The organism is Allobosea sp., assembly GCF_036675845.1.
Classification (GTDB): Bacteria; Pseudomonadota; Alphaproteobacteria; order Rhizobiales; family Beijerinckiaceae; genus Allobosea.
Genome location: NZ_JAKFED010000146.1, coordinates 62,697 through 79,086, shown reverse-complemented (window position 1 = coordinate 79,086; position 16,390 = coordinate 62,697). Strand labels below are relative to the sequence as shown.

Annotated in this window: 17 protein-coding genes; 8 read left to right on the top strand and 9 right to left on the bottom strand. The window is 67.3% G+C overall.

The features are described from left to right. Positions 1–150: 150 nt before the first annotated feature. Positions 151–879: a DNA repair protein RecO gene (recO, locus tag V6M56_RS15970; protein WP_332685135.1), complete on the bottom strand. Its 729-nt coding sequence runs from the start codon at positions 877–879 to the stop codon at positions 151–153. Positions 880–1,116: 237 nt separating this feature from the next. Beyond that, complete coding sequence (locus V6M56_RS15965) at positions 1,117–1,500, bottom strand: tautomerase family protein (RefSeq protein WP_332685134.1); 384 nt, start codon at positions 1,498–1,500, stop codon at positions 1,117–1,119. Positions 1,501–1,620: 120 nt separating this feature from the next. Here V6M56_RS15965 and V6M56_RS15960 point away from each other — a divergent pair, with 120 nt between their 5' ends. Further along, positions 1,621–2,463 (top strand): LysR family transcriptional regulator, encoded by an 843-nt coding sequence (locus V6M56_RS15960; protein ID WP_332685133.1) that lies wholly within the window; start codon positions 1,621–1,623, stop codon positions 2,461–2,463. 103 nt (positions 2,464–2,566) lie between these two features. Here V6M56_RS15960 and V6M56_RS15955 read toward each other — a convergent pair whose 3' ends face one another. From V6M56_RS15955 to V6M56_RS15945, 3 genes are all read right to left on the bottom strand, one after another. Next, the gene (locus V6M56_RS15955) at positions 2,567–4,780 is read right to left on the bottom strand and encodes a RelA/SpoT family protein (protein WP_332685195.1); all 2,214 of its coding nucleotides are present in this window, start codon (positions 4,778–4,780) and stop codon (positions 2,567–2,569) included. A 182-nt stretch (positions 4,781–4,962) separates the two neighbouring features. Then, positions 4,963–5,352 carry a DNA-directed RNA polymerase subunit omega gene (gene rpoZ, locus V6M56_RS15950; RefSeq protein WP_332685132.1) on the bottom strand — a complete coding sequence of 130 codons (390 nt, stop codon included), beginning with the start codon at positions 5,350–5,352 and terminating at the stop codon, positions 4,963–4,965. A 123-nt stretch (positions 5,353–5,475) separates the two neighbouring features. Continuing rightward, positions 5,476–6,384: a LysR substrate-binding domain-containing protein gene (locus tag V6M56_RS15945; protein WP_332685131.1), complete on the bottom strand. Its 909-nt coding sequence runs from the start codon at positions 6,382–6,384 to the stop codon at positions 5,476–5,478. 97 nt (positions 6,385–6,481) lie between these two features. Between V6M56_RS15945 and V6M56_RS15940 the strand changes: the two genes are divergently transcribed. Beyond that, entirely contained in the window at positions 6,482–7,192 is a 711-nt protein-coding gene (locus tag V6M56_RS15940) for an FMN-dependent NADH-azoreductase (protein WP_332685130.1), read from the top strand. Between the two features lie 57 nt (positions 7,193–7,249). Here the strand turns inward: V6M56_RS15940 and V6M56_RS15935 are convergent, their stop codons facing one another. After that, positions 7,250–8,953 (bottom strand): ATP-binding protein, encoded by a 1,704-nt coding sequence (locus V6M56_RS15935; RefSeq protein WP_332685129.1) that lies wholly within the window; start codon positions 8,951–8,953, stop codon positions 7,250–7,252. Between the two features lie 207 nt (positions 8,954–9,160). Between V6M56_RS15935 and V6M56_RS15930 the strand changes: the two genes are divergently transcribed. Both V6M56_RS15930 and acpS read left to right on the top strand, forming a co-directional pair. Then, complete coding sequence (locus V6M56_RS15930) at positions 9,161–9,913, top strand: pyridoxine 5'-phosphate synthase (RefSeq protein ID WP_332685194.1); 753 nt, start codon at positions 9,161–9,163, stop codon at positions 9,911–9,913. 10 nt (positions 9,914–9,923) lie between these two features. After that, positions 9,924–10,328 (top strand): holo-ACP synthase, encoded by a 405-nt coding sequence (gene acpS / locus V6M56_RS15925; protein ID WP_332685128.1) that lies wholly within the window; start codon positions 9,924–9,926, stop codon positions 10,326–10,328. Between the two features lie 10 nt (positions 10,329–10,338). On the opposite strand, the gene aqpZ is transcribed toward acpS, so the two are convergent. Next, on the bottom strand, positions 10,339–11,070 hold the full coding sequence (gene aqpZ / locus V6M56_RS15920) for an aquaporin Z (RefSeq protein ID WP_332685127.1): 732 nt from the start codon (positions 11,068–11,070) through the stop codon (positions 10,339–10,341). 216 nt (positions 11,071–11,286) lie between these two features. On the opposite strand from aqpZ, the gene lepB reads away from it, so the two are divergent. The 4 genes from lepB (at position 11,287) to V6M56_RS15900 (ending at position 14,698) form a co-directional block, all read left to right on the top strand. Continuing rightward, the gene (gene lepB, locus V6M56_RS15915; protein WP_332685126.1) at positions 11,287–12,051 is read left to right on the top strand and encodes a signal peptidase I; all 765 of its coding nucleotides are present in this window, start codon (positions 11,287–11,289) and stop codon (positions 12,049–12,051) included. A 41-nt stretch (positions 12,052–12,092) separates the two neighbouring features. Further along, positions 12,093–12,830, top strand: coding sequence for a ribonuclease III (gene rnc, locus V6M56_RS15910; protein ID WP_442881174.1), 738 nt, complete (start codon positions 12,093–12,095; stop codon positions 12,828–12,830). After that, positions 12,814–13,734: a GTPase Era gene (gene era / locus V6M56_RS15905; RefSeq protein ID WP_442881173.1), complete on the top strand. Its 921-nt coding sequence runs from the start codon at positions 12,814–12,816 to the stop codon at positions 13,732–13,734. Before rnc ends, era begins: the two co-directional genes overlap by 17 nt. A 337-nt stretch (positions 13,735–14,071) precedes the next feature. Further along, positions 14,072–14,698, top strand: a complete 627-nt coding sequence (locus V6M56_RS15900; protein WP_332685123.1) for a LabA-like NYN domain-containing protein — start codon at positions 14,072–14,074, stop codon at positions 14,696–14,698. A 175-nt stretch (positions 14,699–14,873) separates the two neighbouring features. Here V6M56_RS15900 and smpB read toward each other — a convergent pair whose 3' ends face one another. Together smpB and dapA are read right to left on the bottom strand one after the other, a co-directional pair. Beyond that, entirely contained in the window at positions 14,874–15,347 is a 474-nt protein-coding gene (smpB, locus tag V6M56_RS15895; protein WP_332685122.1) for an SsrA-binding protein SmpB, read from the bottom strand. Between the two features lie 54 nt (positions 15,348–15,401). Continuing rightward, positions 15,402–16,295, bottom strand: coding sequence for a 4-hydroxy-tetrahydrodipicolinate synthase (dapA, locus tag V6M56_RS15890; protein ID WP_332685121.1), 894 nt, complete (start codon positions 16,293–16,295; stop codon positions 15,402–15,404). Positions 16,296–16,390 lie beyond the last annotated feature (95 nt).

Here is a 16,390-nt window from a genome sequence, read left to right as displayed (position 1 = left end):
CGAAGGATGTTCCAGCCAGCGCTGAAGCATCCTTCGAGACGCGATCTGCAATCGCTCCGCCGGTGAGGCCGAGGCTGCGAATCACTTGCTATGAAGATGCCGGCGCGCGCTGGCAACTGCAAAGCGCCAGAGCCGCAATATCGGCGAAAATCAGTGGATTCTCGTCGCCAGCTCCAACAGCCGGGCCCGCTCCGGCGGCTCGGCGAGGCCGCGCGGCTCGTAGAGGTAGCGGCGCAGGAAATGGCCGGTCAGGGCAAAGCCCGCGGCGATGTCGGCCGGCAGCGGCTGGCGCGCGCCCTGCCCTTCGCTGAGGAAGCGCGGCAGCGTCAGCAGGCGCGGCAGATAGGGCTCCGCCGCCTTGCGGCTCACCGCCTTGCCGGATTTCGGCGAGACATGGCTCAGCTCCTCGCGCGCTCCGGTCAGCGCACATTTGTCGAGATCGAGCCCGAAGCCCAGTTCGCCCAGCATGGCGAGCTCGAAGCGCACGATCAGCGCCGGCGCGAGGCCGATCTCGTCGAGATGCTCGATCAGGACGGCGAGCCCCTCATGCAGCGCCGGATGCGGATCGCGCTCGGGCAGCAGCCGCAGCAGGGCGGCGATGCTGGCCAGCCCATAGAGCGCGACAGGCCTCGCGATCAGCCTTGCCGCATGCGAGGTCAGCAGCTCGACCTTGTATTCGCCGAGATGCTCGTCGAGCCGCGCCCGCCAGGTCAGGGAAACGGCATTGCCGGGCTGCAGCACCGGCTGGAGCTTGCTCGAGCGGCCGCCGCGGACGAGGCCGAGATGGCGGCCGTGATGGCGCGTCATCGCCTCCAGGATCACGGCGCTCTCGCCATGACGCCTGACGCCGATGATCGTGCCCTCGTCGCTCCATTCCATGGGGAGGAGTTAGGGCGAATGACGGGGAAGTTTCCAGTGATTCCGAGAGAGAGCGTCCGAAGCAATGGCGCGGGGAACCCCTCTCCTGTAAGGAGAGGGGCAGGGGTGAGGTGTTCGGAGTGGAATCGTCAGCTTGAACCCGCCGCGCGGTGAGCGCTCGCGGAACTGGTCCGGCGGCCTACACCTCACCCTGCCCTCTCCTTACAGGAGAGGGTTCCCCGCGCCTTTCGCCCGCCCTCAAGCCACATACTGCGCCACCCCTCCCCCGAACGACCAGTCCTCGCGCTTGACCTCGACCAGGCTGATGAAGATGTCGTCGGGCTTCAACCCCGGCTCGCGCTGCAGATTCTCGGCGATCGCGGCATAGAGCGCCTTCTTCTGCGTGACGCCGCGAGTGTTGGCGACGGTGATCTGGATGATCACCAGTCCGCCCGTGCGCTCGAAACCAAAATAATTGGCATCGAAGACGAACTCCTCGGCCTCGTGCTGGTGGACGACGGCGAAGAGGTCGTTCTCGGGAACCTCGAAGGTCGCGCGCAGGGCGCGATAGACGCCATCGACGATTGCCGAGGGATGCGAGGCCGGGCGGCCGCGGCGCATCGAGATGCGGATCAGGGGCATGGGAGGCTCCAAGGACAAGGCGAGGCTCAAGGCCCCGCGGACAGGTCGAAGCTAGGCTTGCCCAATCAATCTGAAAACCGTATCTATAATGATATCAATGATACTGATTTACGATCTATCATGAATGCCACCCTGGACCTCGACGCCGTCGCCGCCTTCCTGCGCGCGGCGGAGCTCAACAGCTTCACCCGCGCCGCCGAGGCGCTCGGCACGGCGCAGTCGCTGGTCAGCACGCGGATCAAGCGGCTGGAGGACGGGCTCGGCCAGGTCCTGCTGCAGCGGCATCCGCGGCTGGTGCGGCTGACCGCGGAAGGCGAGCGCTTCCTGCCGGCGGCGCGCGAGCTGATGGCGGCTCATGAACGGGCGCTCGCTGCCTTCCGGCAGCCCTGCGAGCGCATCGCCATCGGCATCAGCGAGCAGGCGGTCGGCGCCGACGCCCCTGCCCTGCTGGCGCGGCTGGCCCGGCACGACCCGACGCTGGTCATCGGCCTGCGGATCGAGGCCTCCTCGGCGCTGGAGGCTGCCTTCGAGCGCGGCGAGCTCGATGTCGCGATCATCCGCCGGCTCGGGCCGGGACGCACCGGCGAGGTGCTGCGCCGCGACCTCTTCGGCTGGTTCGCGGCGCCGTCCCTGCTGCGGCCGGAAGGGCCGCTGCCCCTGGTTAGCCTGGTCGCCGAATGCCGGCTGCGCCACCACGCCATCGACGCGCTGGAACGCGCCGGCGTCGCCTGGCGCGAGGCCTTCATCGGCGGCGGCATGGCGGCGGTGCTGGCGGCGGTCGAAGGCGGGCTCGGCGTCTCGCCGCTTGCGGTGCGGATCGCGCCAAGGGGGGCGGTCGAAGTCGGGGCCGAATGGGGCCTGCCGGCGCTCGGCACCTCCGAGGTTGTGCTGCGCAGCCAGGTCTCGACGCCCCGCGCCAGCGGTTTCGTCAGGGAGCTAGCGGCGGCGTTTCGCGCTGGGTGACGACTTGCGTCATTCTCGGGCGAAGCGAAGCGCAGACCCGAGAATCTCCTGAAAGAGATGGTCGGCTCAAGGCCGACCATGACGGCTTCGTTGCGCGCTCATCTCACGCCACCACGCGCTCGACCCGGCTGATCACCCGCTTCTCGCGCAGCTCGCTGATGATGGCGGAAAGATGCTTCAGGTCCCAGACGGTGAGGTCGATGGTGATGTCGGTGAAATCCGGCGTCGGGCGGACCATGGCGACGGCGTCGATATTGCCGTCATGCTCGGCGATCGTCGTGGTGATCTGGGCGAGCGAACCGGGCTCGTTGATCGAGTTCAGCATGATCCGGGCCGGGAAGCGCTGCGGGCGGCTTTCGTCGAGGTCCCAGCGCACGTCGAGCCAGCGCTCCGGCTCGTTGTCGAAGGCGGCGAGCGAGGGCGACTGGATCGGGTAGATCGTCACCGCCTCGCCAGGCGTCAGAATGCCGACGATACGGTCGCCCGGCACCGCGCCGCCGCCCGGCGCGAAGCGCACCGGCAGGTCGCCGCCGAGGCCGCGGATCGGAATCGCATCGGCGCCGGGCATCTCTCCCGGCAGCTTGAACTTCAGGTTCTCGCCGCCCTGGCGCAGCTCGAACCAGCCCTTGCCGACCGACGCCTTCGCCTTGGCATCCAAAGCGAGGCGCTTCTCCGGCTCGAGATCGGGATAGACCGCCTTGACCACGTCGCCGGAGAACATCTCGCCGCGGCCGACGGCAGCGAAGACGTCGTCGACGGCAGTGCGGGCGAGGCGCTTCAGCGCCGCCTTCAGCTTCTCGTCGGAGAACGGCCGCTCGGCGCGCTGGAAGGCGCGTTCGAGGATCTGGCGGCCGAGCCCGGCATATTGCCGGCGCACGGCGGCGCGAGTGGCGCGGCGGATGGCCGCGCGGGCCTTGCCGGTGACCGCCAGCGATTCCCAGGCGGCCGGCGGGGCCTGGCCCTCGGCGCGGGTGATCTCGACCTCGTCGCCATTCTGCAGCTCGGTCAGCAGCGGCGCGATCCGGCCGTTGATCCTGGCGCCTACGGCGGTATTGCCGACATCGGTATGGACCGCATAGGCGAAATCGATCGGCGTCGCGCCGCGCGGCAGCGCGATCAGCCGGCCCTTGGGCGTGAAGCAGAAGACCTGGTCGTGGAACAGCTCGAGCTTGGTGTGCTCGAGGAACTCCTCGGGATTGTCGCCCTCGGCCAGCAGGTCGACGGTGCGGCGCAGCCATTGATAGGCGCGGCTCTCGTCGGCACCGGCCATGACGCCGGTGGTCCTTCCGTCCTTGTAGCGGGCATGGGCGGCGATGCCGAATTCGGCGACGCGGTCCATCCTGTCGGTACGGATCTGCAGTTCGACGCGCTGGCGGCCGGGGCCGACCACGGTGGTGTGGAGCGAGCGGTAGTCGTTCTGCTTGGGCGTCGAGATGTAGTCCTTGTAGCGGCCAGGCACCATCGGCCAGGTCATGTGGACGATACCGAGCACGCGGTAGCAATCCTCCGGCGCATCGACGATGACGCGGAAGCCGAAAATATCGGAAAGCTGCTCGAAGGAGACCGATTTGCGCTCCATCTTCTTCCAGATCGAATAGGGCCGCTTGCGCCGGCCGAAGACCTGGGCCTCGATGCCGCGCTCGGCGAGCTTGGCCTTGAGGTCGTTCTCGATCTCGCTGATGACGCGTCCCTCGCGCTGCGTCACCTCCTCCAGGCGCTTGGTGATGGTCTCGTGCGCCTCCGGCTTGATATGCCGGAAGGCGAGTTCCTCCAGCTCCTCGCGCAGCTCCTGCATGCCCATGCGGCCGGCGAGCGGCGCGTAGATCTCGGCCGTCTCCTCGGCGATGCGCAGGCGCTTCTCGGGCGCCATGTAGTGCAGGGTGCGCATGTTGTGCAGCCGGTCGGCGAGCTTGACCAGCAGCACCCGGATATCGTCGACGATGGCGAGCAGGAGCTTGCGGAAGTTCTCGCCCTGGGCCGCCTTCTTCGAGACGAGATCGAGCTTCTTGATCTTGGTCAGCCCGTCGACGAGGCGGCGGATGTCTGGGCCGAAGAGGTTCTCGATCTCCTCCAGCGTCGCCTCGGTGTCCTCGACGGTGTCGTGCAGGACGGCGGCGACAATGGTGGCGTCGTCGAGCTTGAGATCGGTCAGCAGCGCCGCCACTTCGAGCGGGTGGGCGAAGAAGGGATCGCCCGAGGCGCGCTTCTGCGTGCCATGGGCGCGCATGGCATAGACATAGGCGCGGTTGAGCAGCTCCTCGTCCGTGTTCGGATTATAGCGCTTGACCCTGTCGACAAGCTCGTATTGCCGCATCATGCCCATGCGGGCCCTGCTCCGCCGCTCGTCTTCATTGAAGTCTTCCAATATCGGCAAGGGCTCGCCGGGCGGCAAGGCGTATCCATCCGGCGCGGGCATGAAAAAGCCCGGCGTTGCCGGGCTTTAGCGAACATCGTCAACGGTTTTCCGCACTCACGCAGATGCCGGCCCGCGGCATGCGCTCAGTCTTCGTCGTCGGCACTCTCGGTCGGCGGCACCAGGCCGTCGAGGCCGCGCAGCAGGTCGTCCTCGCTCATCCGGTCGAACTGGACCTCGGAATCGGGGGTGGCGACATGCGACTGCGAGGTCAGCAGCGGCACCGGATCGGACTCCGGCTCGTCGACCTCGACATGCTTCTGCAGCGAATGGATCAGGTCTTCCTTGAGATCCTCGGGGGTGAGCCTCTCGTCGGCGATCTCGCGCAGGGCCACGACCGGGTTCTTGTCGTTGTCGCGCGACACCAGGATCGAGGAGCCGGACGCGATCATGCGGGCGCGATGGCTCGCGAGCAGAACGAGCTCGAAGCGGTTCTCGACCTTGTCGATGCAATCCTCAACGGTAACGCGAGCCATCCCGCGGGCTCCTTCCAGATGTCGTCGATGCGATGGGAACGATGAACGGCGCTCATACAGGCTGACGCGCGCAGATGCAAGGTTTTGAACGTTCAGCTCGTGCGCCAGGCTGCCACGTGCCTGTCATGGCGACACCACCTCCCTCAGCCATTGCCTGACGGCCTGAACATCCGCACTGGCCATGTTCTCCTCGGTCGCGACCAGATGATAGCGATGCCCTTCGATGACCGGGCCGAACGGGTGCACGAGCACGCCGCGCGCAAGCTCGTCCTCGACCAGGAACAGGCTCGTGATGACGACCCCCTGCCCTGCCACGGCCGCCTGGATGGCGTGGCTTTCGTCGGTGAAGCGCAGGCCGGCTTCGACGTTCAGTCCCGCGACCCTGGCCAGGGCCTGCCAGCGTCGCCAATCCGGCTGCAGATCCCGGCGCCGCCACTCCGAGTGGATCAGCCTCGCTGCAGTCAGATCCATGGGATCGCGGAGGCCGAGCGAGGGGCTGCAGACCACGCCGAAACGCTCCTGGCACAGCGGTTCGGATACCAGTCCCGAAAACGGGCCAGCACCGTAACGCACCGCGAGGTCGGCAGCGCCGCTCGCTAGATCGACGGCGTCGTCCGATGCATGCAGCCGCAACGCGAATTGCGGCCACTGCGCCTGGAAGAGCCCCAGCGCCGGAATGAGGCGGCGAGCGGTGAAGAGCGTCGTCGCGCTGATCGTCACCGCACTGCGCCGGGGCCGAGGAGAGAGTTCGGCGATGGCGCGCGCGAAATTGTCGAAGCCATCCCTGAGCACGGGATAGAGCTGTGCGCCAGCCGGCGTCAACGAGACGCGTCGCACATGCCGATGGAACAGCGGCAGGCCAAGCGTCTCCTCCAGCAGCCGCAACTGATGGCTGACCGCCGTCGGAGTGACAGCCAATTCATCGGCGGCCTTCCGAAAACTCAAATGCCGCGCTGCGGCCTCGAACGCACGCAGCGCAGCCAGCGGCGGAAGCTTTCGAGGAGTCATCATAGGTGATTCAGTCTCATCCATCGGCTGAGGAATTCGCCTTTGTCACTTCAATGGATAGCGGCCTATCTGACGGATAGCGAGAACTTCGCATGAGCCATTTGATTTCATGGAGATCGTCATGCCGCCCCTTCACATCCTGCACATCGATGCCAGCGCCCGTCCCGGGCGATCCGGAGTCGATACTCGCGGATCACATACGCGCCGGCTGACCCATCGCTTCGCTGACCGCTGGCAGGCTGCGCGGCCGCAGGACACGCTGACCTATCGCGATGTCGGGCGGCAGCCGCCCTCGCCGGTCAGCGGCGAATGGATCGCGGCCGCCTTCACCCGCCCCGAGCGCCGAGACGAGGCGGCACGGGCGCACCTCGCCGAGAGCGACGTCCTGGTGGACGAGCTTCTGCGCGCCGACCTCATCGTGATTGGTGCCCCGATGTACAATTTCGGCCTTCCGGCCCAGCTCAAGGCCTGGGTGGACAATGTCGTGCGCGTCGGCGTCACCTTCGGCTTCGACCGCAGCAGGCCAGGCGAGCCCTATTGGCCGATGCTGCCGCCGGACAAGCGCCTCGTCATCCTCTCCTCGCGCGGCGACTACGGTTACGACCCCGGCGGTCGCCTCGAGTCCGTCAATCTGGTCGAGCGCGGCCTGACGGTGCCGATGGGCTATCTGGGCCTGACGCAGACCCATTCGATCGCCATCGAGTACGACGAATTCGCCGATGAGCGCCTGCGCGCGTCGATCTCGGCAGCCGAAGCCGCCGTCGATGACCTGGTTGGAAAACTCGCACGGGACTTCGCCGAAGCTGCGAAGCCAAGTCTAGCGGTAGCCTGACGCGTCGGAGTGCCCGTCATGCGCCGGGCGGACTGTTACGGTGGCCAAGCCAGGCCGTCACAGCCCGCGCATGCGGGCGACCAGCTCTTCCAGCCTGGGCTCCCGCCGGCGGGCCGCGCCGGGCTCGTGGCCAGCCATCGCCGGCAGCTCGCCCGGCCGCTGCTCGAGGAAGCGCATCCGCATCGTCGTCGCCACCGCCTCGCCGAAGGCGATGGCCTCGCGATTGCCGATCGAGGGGAGGAAGGCGATCGTGCTGGCGGAAGCACTGGCGATCGCCGCGCGAATGATCTGCTGGTCGGCCTCGTTGGCGAGGCGCATGGCGAACACCGTCGAGCATTGCGACAGGATGGTCGGGTCGAGCTCGCCGGGGCGCTGCGTGACGATGCCGAGATAGGCGCCGTATTTGCGGCCCTCCTTGGCGATGCGGGCGATGGCTTGGCGCGTCGGCGCGAAGCCCAGCGCCTGATCCTGCGGCACATAGCGATGCGCTTCCTCGCACAGCAGCAGGATCTCGTAGCCGCCCTGGCTCGACATGGCGAGGGCGAAGGCGAGCCGCGCCAGGCTGGAGGCCACCGCATTGACCACCTCCGAAGGCAGGCCGGCGAGCTGGAACACCGTGATCGGCCGGCCGTGATGCGGCACGCGGAAGATCTGGCCGATCACCGGCGCGATCGTCTCGATCGTGTTGGCATGGGCGAAGAGGAAGCCGTAGCGCGGATCGGCATGCAGCGATTCCAGCCGCACACGCAGCGAACGCAGCGTGGCGCGCGGATAGCGCAGCTCATGCAGGCCGACCAGCTCGTCGATCGCCGCGAAGACGTCGGCGATGCGGTAGGGCACGGCCAGATCGGCGGCGCCGCCCATTTCCGCCGGGCGGCGCGTGCCGAGATCGAGCGGGCGTTTCAGGACGCTGCTGCCGAGGTCGCGGGCCATGTCGTGGGCGGCGGTGCTGCGGTAGCGGCTGCGCGCGACGGCGATGACCTCGCGCAGGATCTCGGCCTCGTCCTCGACCGGCGGGCGGCCGCGGAAGACGATGTCGGCGAACTCGTCGAAGCGGAAGGCCCAGAACGGCAGGTCGAGCGTCTGGGCGTCGATGCGCACCGAGTTCTCTGGAAAGGCGTGGGCGTATTCGTTGTGCGGATCGAGGATCAGCACGCGCAGGTTCGGCTTCTCCGCCACGGCCTTGCGCAGGATCAGCGCGACGGCGCTCGACTTGCCGACGCCGGTGGTGCCGAGCACGGCGAAATGGCGCGAGAGCAGACGCTCGATGCAGACGGTCGCCGGCACCGCGGCGTCCTGCGTCAGCGTGCCGATGGCGACGCCGTTGCGCTCGCCGAGATCGTGTACCGCAGCGAGATCATGCGAGCGGATGCGATGGGCGAGCGCGCCGATCGGCGGATAGGTGGAGATGCCGCTCTCGAAGCGGCTCGTGCCATCTTGCAGGTCGGCGACCTCGCCCAGCAGCTCGACCTCGATGGCGATGATGTTCGGCCCGGCCTCGTCCCAGACCGGTTTCAGCGCCCGCATCTCGTAGACCAGCCCGACAATGCGGCGCGCACCAAGGTTGATCGAGATCAGGCGGCCGATGGCCCAGATATCGTTGCTGGCGAGCGCCGGTCCGGAAACGGTCGCGGTGATGCTGGCGCGTGCGCCCGAGCAGGACACCACCCGGCCCAGCGAACGATCGGCGGACTGGTTCCCGTCGCGCCGATCGGGCGAGGCGTCATCTTCGAACTGGCGATCCGAGACAGCGAGTTGCATGGGGATACTCTACGGATTCTGGACAACCGGAGCTTAATCTCCAGACCTTAACAACCATCCTGCCGCGGCTGGCGCGACCGGCCCTGAATACATGGCAGGCGGCGAGGCGGATCGATCAAGAACGCTGACGGGGCCGATCAATTCAGTTGCCTTGAGCCGCCCGATGCGAAGGCGTAGAGCCCTCGAAGGATCCAGGGGACCATGACGATGCCGAACGACCGCCTGCGCCTTGGTGTCAACGTCGATCATGTCGCCACCGTGCGCAATGCCCGCGGCGGCGCCCTGCCCGACCCGGTGCGCGCCGCCCATCTCGCCATCGCCGCCGGGGCCGACGGCATCACCGCGCATCTGCGCGAGGACCGCCGTCATATCCGCGACGCCGACATGGCCCGCCTCGCCGCCGAACTCGACAAGCCGCTCAACTTCGAGCTGGCGGCGACCGCCGAGATGCTCGCGCTGGCGGAGAAGCTCAGGCCGCATGCCGCATGCCTGGTGCCGGAGAAGCGCGAGGAGCGCACCACCGAGGGCGGGCTCGACGTCGTCGGCCAGGCCGCGGCGCTGGCGCCGTCGATCGCGCGGCTGCGGGCCGCCGGCTGCCGCGTCTCGCTGTTCATCGAACCGGACGAGGCGCCGATCGCGATGGCCGCCGAGCTCGGCGCCCCGGTGGTCGAGCTGCACACCGGCACCTGGTGCCATGCGGTTGCGGATGGGCACGCCGAAAAGGCCGAGGCCGAATTCCGCCGCCTGGCACAGGGCGCGGTTTTCGCCGCGGCGCGCGGGCTCGAGGTCCATGCCGGCCATGGCCTCGACTACGAGACCGCGCGGCGGCTGGCAGGCGTGCCGGGCTTCGTCGAATTCAACATCGGCCATTTCCTGGTCGGCGAGGCGATCTTCATCGGCTTCCAGGCTACGATCGCCCGGATGCGCCGGGCGATGGACGAGGGCCGCGCCGCCGGATAAAGCGGACGGCATGATCCTCGGCATCGGCTCCGACCTCTGCGACATCCGCCGCATCGAAAATTCGCTGACGCGTTTCGGCGAACGCTTCACGCAGCGTATCTTCACCGAGGGCGAGCGGGCGAAGTCGGATCGGCGAGCCGGGCGCGCGCCCTCCTATGCCCGCCGCTTCGCGGCGAAGGAGGCCTGCGCCAAGGCGCTCGGCACCGGCATGGGCTCGGGCGTATTCTGGCGCGACATGGAAGTCGTCAACCTGCCGGGCGGACGGCCGACGCTGAAGCTCACCGGCGGCGCGGCGGCCCGGCTGGCGGCGATGACGCCGCCAGGGCACGAGGCGGTCGTGCATGTCTCGCTGACCGACGATCCGCCGCTGGCCCAGGCCTTCGTGGTGATCGAGGCCAGGCCGCTGCCGGCCTGACCGGGGCGCCTCACTCGGCCGGCGCGGGCGTGACGCCGGTGACCTCGCCCTTCGGTTCCTCGCTCAGCCAGCGATAGGCGACGCCGCCGAGCACGCCACCGATGATGGGCGCGAGCCAGAACAGCCAGAGCTGCGCCACGGCCCAGCCGCCGACGAACAGCGCCGGCCCGGTCGAGCGCGCCGGGTTGACCGAGGTATTGGTCACCGGGATGCTGACGAGGTGGATCAGGCAGAGCCCGAGCCCGATGGCGAGCGGCGCGAAACCGTGCGGCGCCTTGCCATGGGTCGCGCCCATGATGATGAACAGGAACATCATGGTCATCACGACCTCGGCCAGGAAAGCCGAGGCGAGGCCGTACTTGCCGGGAGAATGCTCGCCATAGCCATTCGCGGCGAAACCCTTGGCGAGATCGAAGCCCGGCGCGCCGACGGCGATGAAATACAGCACCGTCGCCGCGATGACGGCGCCGACGACCTGGGCGACGATATATGGGACGACCTGGTTCGCCGGGAAGCGCCCCCCGGCGGCGAGGCCGACCGTGACCGCCGGATTGAGATGGCAACCCGAAATATGGCCGATGGCATAGGCCATGGTCACGACCGTCAGGCCGAAGGCGAGCGAGACGCCGAGCAGGCCGATGCCGACATCAGGGAAGCCGGCGGCGATGACGGCGCTGCCGCAGCCGGCGAAGGTGAGCCAGAAGGTGCCGATGAGTTCGGCGACGTATTTCTTGGTGCTCATGGTGATTCCCCCAAAAGAAGCGGTCACCTGCCGATGCTGTTCCCGCGCGGCAGTTCCGTCAACGCGGATCGCTTTACTTTCCCTGCGTGTTTGGGCAGGCCAGCCATGCGCCTCCGGAGGTTCCGCCGCGCACGAGCCCGTGACGCGATGCGCGTTGTCCCCCGCCCGACATTCGGCTAGACCGCGCATTCGAACGGTAGCCAGCAGGAGCCCCGTGTGGCCAACGACGCCGAGATCAAGAACAAGGCCAAGGACGAAGGTGGGTTCCTGGAGACCGTCAAGGTCGTCCTCCAGGCGCTGCTGATCGCACTGGTGATCCGCACCCTGCTGTTCCAGCCCTTCAACATCCCGTCGGGCTCGCTGATCCCGACGCTGCTGATCGGCGACTATCTGTTCGTCTCGAAATACACCTATGGCTATTCCAAGCACTCGGTGCCGTTCAGCCCGCCGCTGTTCAACGGCCGTGTCTGGGCGGCGGAGCCGAAGCGCGGCGACATCGCCGTGTTCAAGCTGCCGAGCGACAGTTCGACCGACTACATCAAGCGCGTCATCGGCCTGCCCGGCGACCGCATCCAGATGATCGACGGCGTGCTGCACATCAACAACCAGCCGGTGAAGCGCGAGCGCATCGGCGATTTCGTCACCACCGATCCTTGGGGCCGCACGACGCCGGCGATCCAGTACCGCGAGACGCTGCCCAACGGCGTCAGCCACCAGATCATCGAGCGCGAGGGCGACACCGGCACCTTCGACAACACCAGCGTCTTCCAGGTGCCGGCCGGACACTTCTTCATGATGGGCGACAACCGCGACAACTCGCTCGATTCGCGCGACCGCAGCGTCGGCTTCGTGCCCTTCGAGAACTTCGTCGGCCGGGCCGAGATCATCTTCTTCTCGATCGACGAGGGCGCGTCCGCCTGGCGCCTCTGGGAATGGCCCTGGACGGTGCGCTGGAACCGCATGTTCACGACGATCAAGTGACAGACGTGTGCAAGTGACAGACGGGCGCGAGTGACAGACAGGTGCAAGTGACGAAACCTGGAGAAACCGGCCGCAAGCTGCCGGAGCTCTCGCGGCTCGAGGCGAGGCTCGGCCACCGCTTCGCCGAACGTTCCCTGCTGGAGACGGCGCTGACCCATATGAGCGCCGATCCGCGGCGGCTCGCCAGCTATCAGCGCCTCGAATTCCTCGGCGACCGGGTGCTGGGCCTCTCCATCGCCGACATGCTGTTCACCGCCTTCCCGCTGGCCGAGGAAGGCGACATGTCGCGCCGCCTCGCCGATCTGGTGCGCAAGGAGACCTGCGCCGAGGTCGCCGCGGCCTGGGACCTCGGCGCCCATATGCGGCTCGGCGAGGGCGAGATCCTGGCCGGCGCCCGCAAGAACAAGGCGATCCTGGCCGATGCCTGCGAGGCGATCATCGGCGCCGTCTTCATCGACGGCGGCTATGATGCGGCCCGCAAGCTGGTCGAGGCCGGCTTCGGCCAGCGCCTGCTGAAGCCGGTCACCCCCTTGCGCGACGCCAAGACGGCGCTGCAGGAATGGGCGCAGGGCCAGGGCCACCCGACCCCGACCTATGCCGAGCGAGCCCGTTCCGGACCGGACCATGCGCCGCTCTTCCGTATCGTCGTCCGCATCGGCAACCTGGTCGAAGCGGAGGCCGAAGGGCGCTCCAAGCGCCTCGCCGAGCAGGCGGCGGCCGAAGTTCTCCTGCGCCGGCAGGGCCTGTGGAACGAGAATGCGGATGGCGAACATGGCTGAGCCCCAACTGCCGACCCGCTGCGGCTTCGTGGCGCTGATCGGCGCCCCCAATGCCGGCAAGTCGACGCTGCTGAACCAGTTCGTCGGCGCCAAGGTCTCGATCGTCTCGCGCAAGGTGCAGACGACGCGGACCCAGGTGCGCGGCATCGCGCTTTCCGGGCCGACGCAGATCATCTTCGTCGACACGCCCGGCATCTTCGCGCCGAAGCGCCGGCTCGACCGCGCCATGGTGACGAGCGCCTGGGGCGGCGCCAGCGACGCCGACCTGATCGGCGTGCTGATCGATGTCGAGCGTTTCGGCCATGAGGAGAATACGCGCCTGCTCGAGAAGCTCGCCGAGCTGAAGCAGCCGAAATTCCTGATCCTCAACAAGATCGACACGATCCCGAAGGAAAAGCTGCTCGCCATCACCGCGCAGGTCAACGAACTTGGACAGTTCGAGACCACCTTCATGATCGCGGCGCTGACCGGCTACGGCGTCAAGGACATCCTGGGCTGGCTGGAGACGCGGCTGAAGCCCGGTCCCTGGCTCTATCCGGAGGACCAGATCTCGGATGCGCCGCTGCGCTTCCTCGCCGCCGAGATCACGCGCGAGAAGATCTTCGAGCGCCTGCACGACGAATTGCCCTATCGCTCGACCGTCGAGACGGAAAGCTGGCAGCAGCGGCCGGACGGCTCGGTCAGGATCGAGCAGACGATCTATGTCGAGCGCGAAAGCCAGCGCAAGATCGTGCTCGGCGAAGGCGGCCAGACGATCAAGGCGATCGGCCAGAAGGCGCGCGTCGAGATCGCCGAAGCGGCCGAGGCGAAGGTGCACCTCTTCCTGTTCGTCAAGGTGCGCGAGAACTGGAGCGACGACCCCGAGCGCTATCGCGAGATGGGCCTGGACTTCCCGAAGGGCTGAGGCTCCGGTAGCGCCACGCCGTCATCCCGGACAAGCCGCGTCAGCGGCGCCGATCCGGGATCCATCGAAGGGCGCTGGAGCTCCAGGATGGATTCCGGCCCTTCGCGGAGTTTATCCTTGGGCCGACCGAAGGTCGGACCCGAGGACTGCGGCCGGAATGACGGTCTGTCTTCACAAGGACATGGCGACGCCGGCACCTTTCGCCCCTGCCGCGCTGCGGCGAGACGCCACAGACTTTCGCGCCGGCGCCGGGTTTTCGACCGGCAATAGACATTGTTAGACCGTCTTTGTTTCAGATTCTCTTTATTAAACGGCATTTCAGCAGGAGTTAATTGCCATGGCAGCCGAGCCACGCATCGCGCTCTTCATCGACGGCGCCAATCTCTATGCAACGTCAAAGCAGCTCGGCTTCGACATGGACTATCGCCGTTTGCTCAAGGAATTCCAGGGCCGCGGCAACCTGATCCGGGCCTTCTACTTCACGACGCTGATCGAAAGCGAGGAGTACACCTCGATCAGGCCGCTGGTCGACTGGCTCGACTATAACGGCTACCGGGTGATCACCAAGGCGGCGAAGGAATTCACCGACGCGACCGGGCGCCGGCGCGTCAAGGGCAATATGGATATCGAGCTGGCGATCGAGATGCTCGAGCTCGCCCCGCATCTCGACCATATCTACCTGTTCTCCGGCGATGGCGATTTCCGGCCGCTGGTCGAGGCCGTGCAGCGCAAGGGCGTCAAGGTCTCGGTGGTCTCGACCATCAACACCAACCCGGCGATGGTCGCCGACGATCTGCGCCGGCAATGCGACGAGTTCGTCGAGCTCGGCAACCTGATGCAGAAGGTCGGGCGCGACCCGGCCGAGCGCGGCGTCCGAGCCCCCGGCGGCCACGGCACCCCCGCCCATCCCGGGCTGGAGCGGCGCTACGGCATCCGCCAGGGCGACGAGCCGACGGAGACGTGAGAGCTGAGCGTGCCGATTTTGCTCGGAACCACGCCGTCATCCCGGACAAGCGGCGAAGCCGCGCCGCTCCGGGATCCATCGTAGAGCGCCGAGGCCTACGATGGATCCCGGGACATGCCCGGGATGACGGCGTGGTTCCGAGAAAAGCCAGCAGGCTCCATGCAGATGAGACGCCTCACCCGCCGGTCTTCAGGATCCGCGCCTTGTCGCGGTTCCAGTCGCGGGTCTTCTCGGTCTCGCGCTTGTCGTGCAGCTTCTTGCCCTTGCCGAGGCCGAGCTCGACCTTGGCCCGGCCCTTGTCGTTGAAATAGACCTTGAGCGGGATGACGGTGTAGCCCTCGCGCTGGATCGCGCCCATCAGCTTGTTGATCTGGCGGCGGTGCAGCAGCAGCTTCCGCGGCCGGCGGACATCGTGGTTGAAGCGGTTCGCCTCGAGATATTCCGGGATATGGGCGTTGAACAGGAAGAGCTCGTTGCCCATCGGCCCGGCATAGCTCTCGCCGATCGTCGCCCTGCCGCCGCGCAGGGACTTGATCTCGGTGCCCTGCAGGGCGATGCCGGCTTCCAGCGTCTCGGTGATGGCGTAGCTGTAGCGCGCCTTGCGGTTGTCGGCCGCAAGCTTGTAGCGCTCAGGATCGGGCTTGCTCATTCAGGAAACTCCGGCATCCGGCGGCCGCGAGGTGGCGGGCGCCGACTGCCTCACTTAAGCATTCAGCAGGCCGGCGTGAACCATGGCGCCGCGAATGACCTTCCCGGTCGGCGCCGTCACCGGCAGCAAAGGCAGGCGCACCTCCTCCGCGATGCGGCCGAGCAGCGTCAGCCCGTGCTTGGCACCGGCGAGGCCCGGCTCCTTGAAGATCGCGTCATGCAGGGGCACGAGCCGGTCCTGGAGCTTCAGCGCTCCGGCATAGTCGCCCTTCAGGGCGCAGACCATCAGCTCGGCACAGAGCTTGGGCGCGACATTGGCGACGACCGAGATGCAGCCATGGCCGCCAGCGGCCATATAGGCCAGCGCGGTCATGTCCTCGCCGGAGAGCTGGATGAAGTCCGGCCCAAGCGTATGGCGCTGCTGCGAGACCCGGGCGAGGTTGGCGGTCGCGTCCTTGACGCCGGCGATGTTCTTCAGCTCGTAGAGCCGGGCCATCGTCTCGACCGACATGTCGACCACCGAGCGCGGCGGAATGTTGTAGATGATGATCGGGATGCCGACCGCGTCATTCACCGCCTTGAAGTGCTGGTACATGCCCTCCTGGGTCGGCTTGTTGTAATAGGGCGTCACCACCAGCACGCCCTGGGCGCCGGCCTCCTCGGCGTGCTTCGCCAGCGAGATCGCCTCGGTGGTGTTGTTCGAGCCGGCGCCGGCGATCACCGGCACCCGGCCCTTGGCCTGGGCGATGACGATCTCGGTGACGTGGCCATGCTCGGCATGGCTCAGCGTCGGGCTCTCGCCGGTGGTGCCGACCGGGACGAGCCCATGGCTGCCGCTCTCGATCTGCCATTCGACCAGCGCCCGCAGGCCCGTCTCGTCGATCTTGCCGTCCTTGAACGGCGTCACCAGCGCGGTGAGCGAACCGGTGAAAGGCGCATGCTTGGTCATGGCGGTCCTGAAAACGACATAGTTACGCGGAAAAGGGGCGACAGACATAGCCTTTCAGCCGCAGTCCGCAAAGCCGGCAACCCATCAAAAATCGT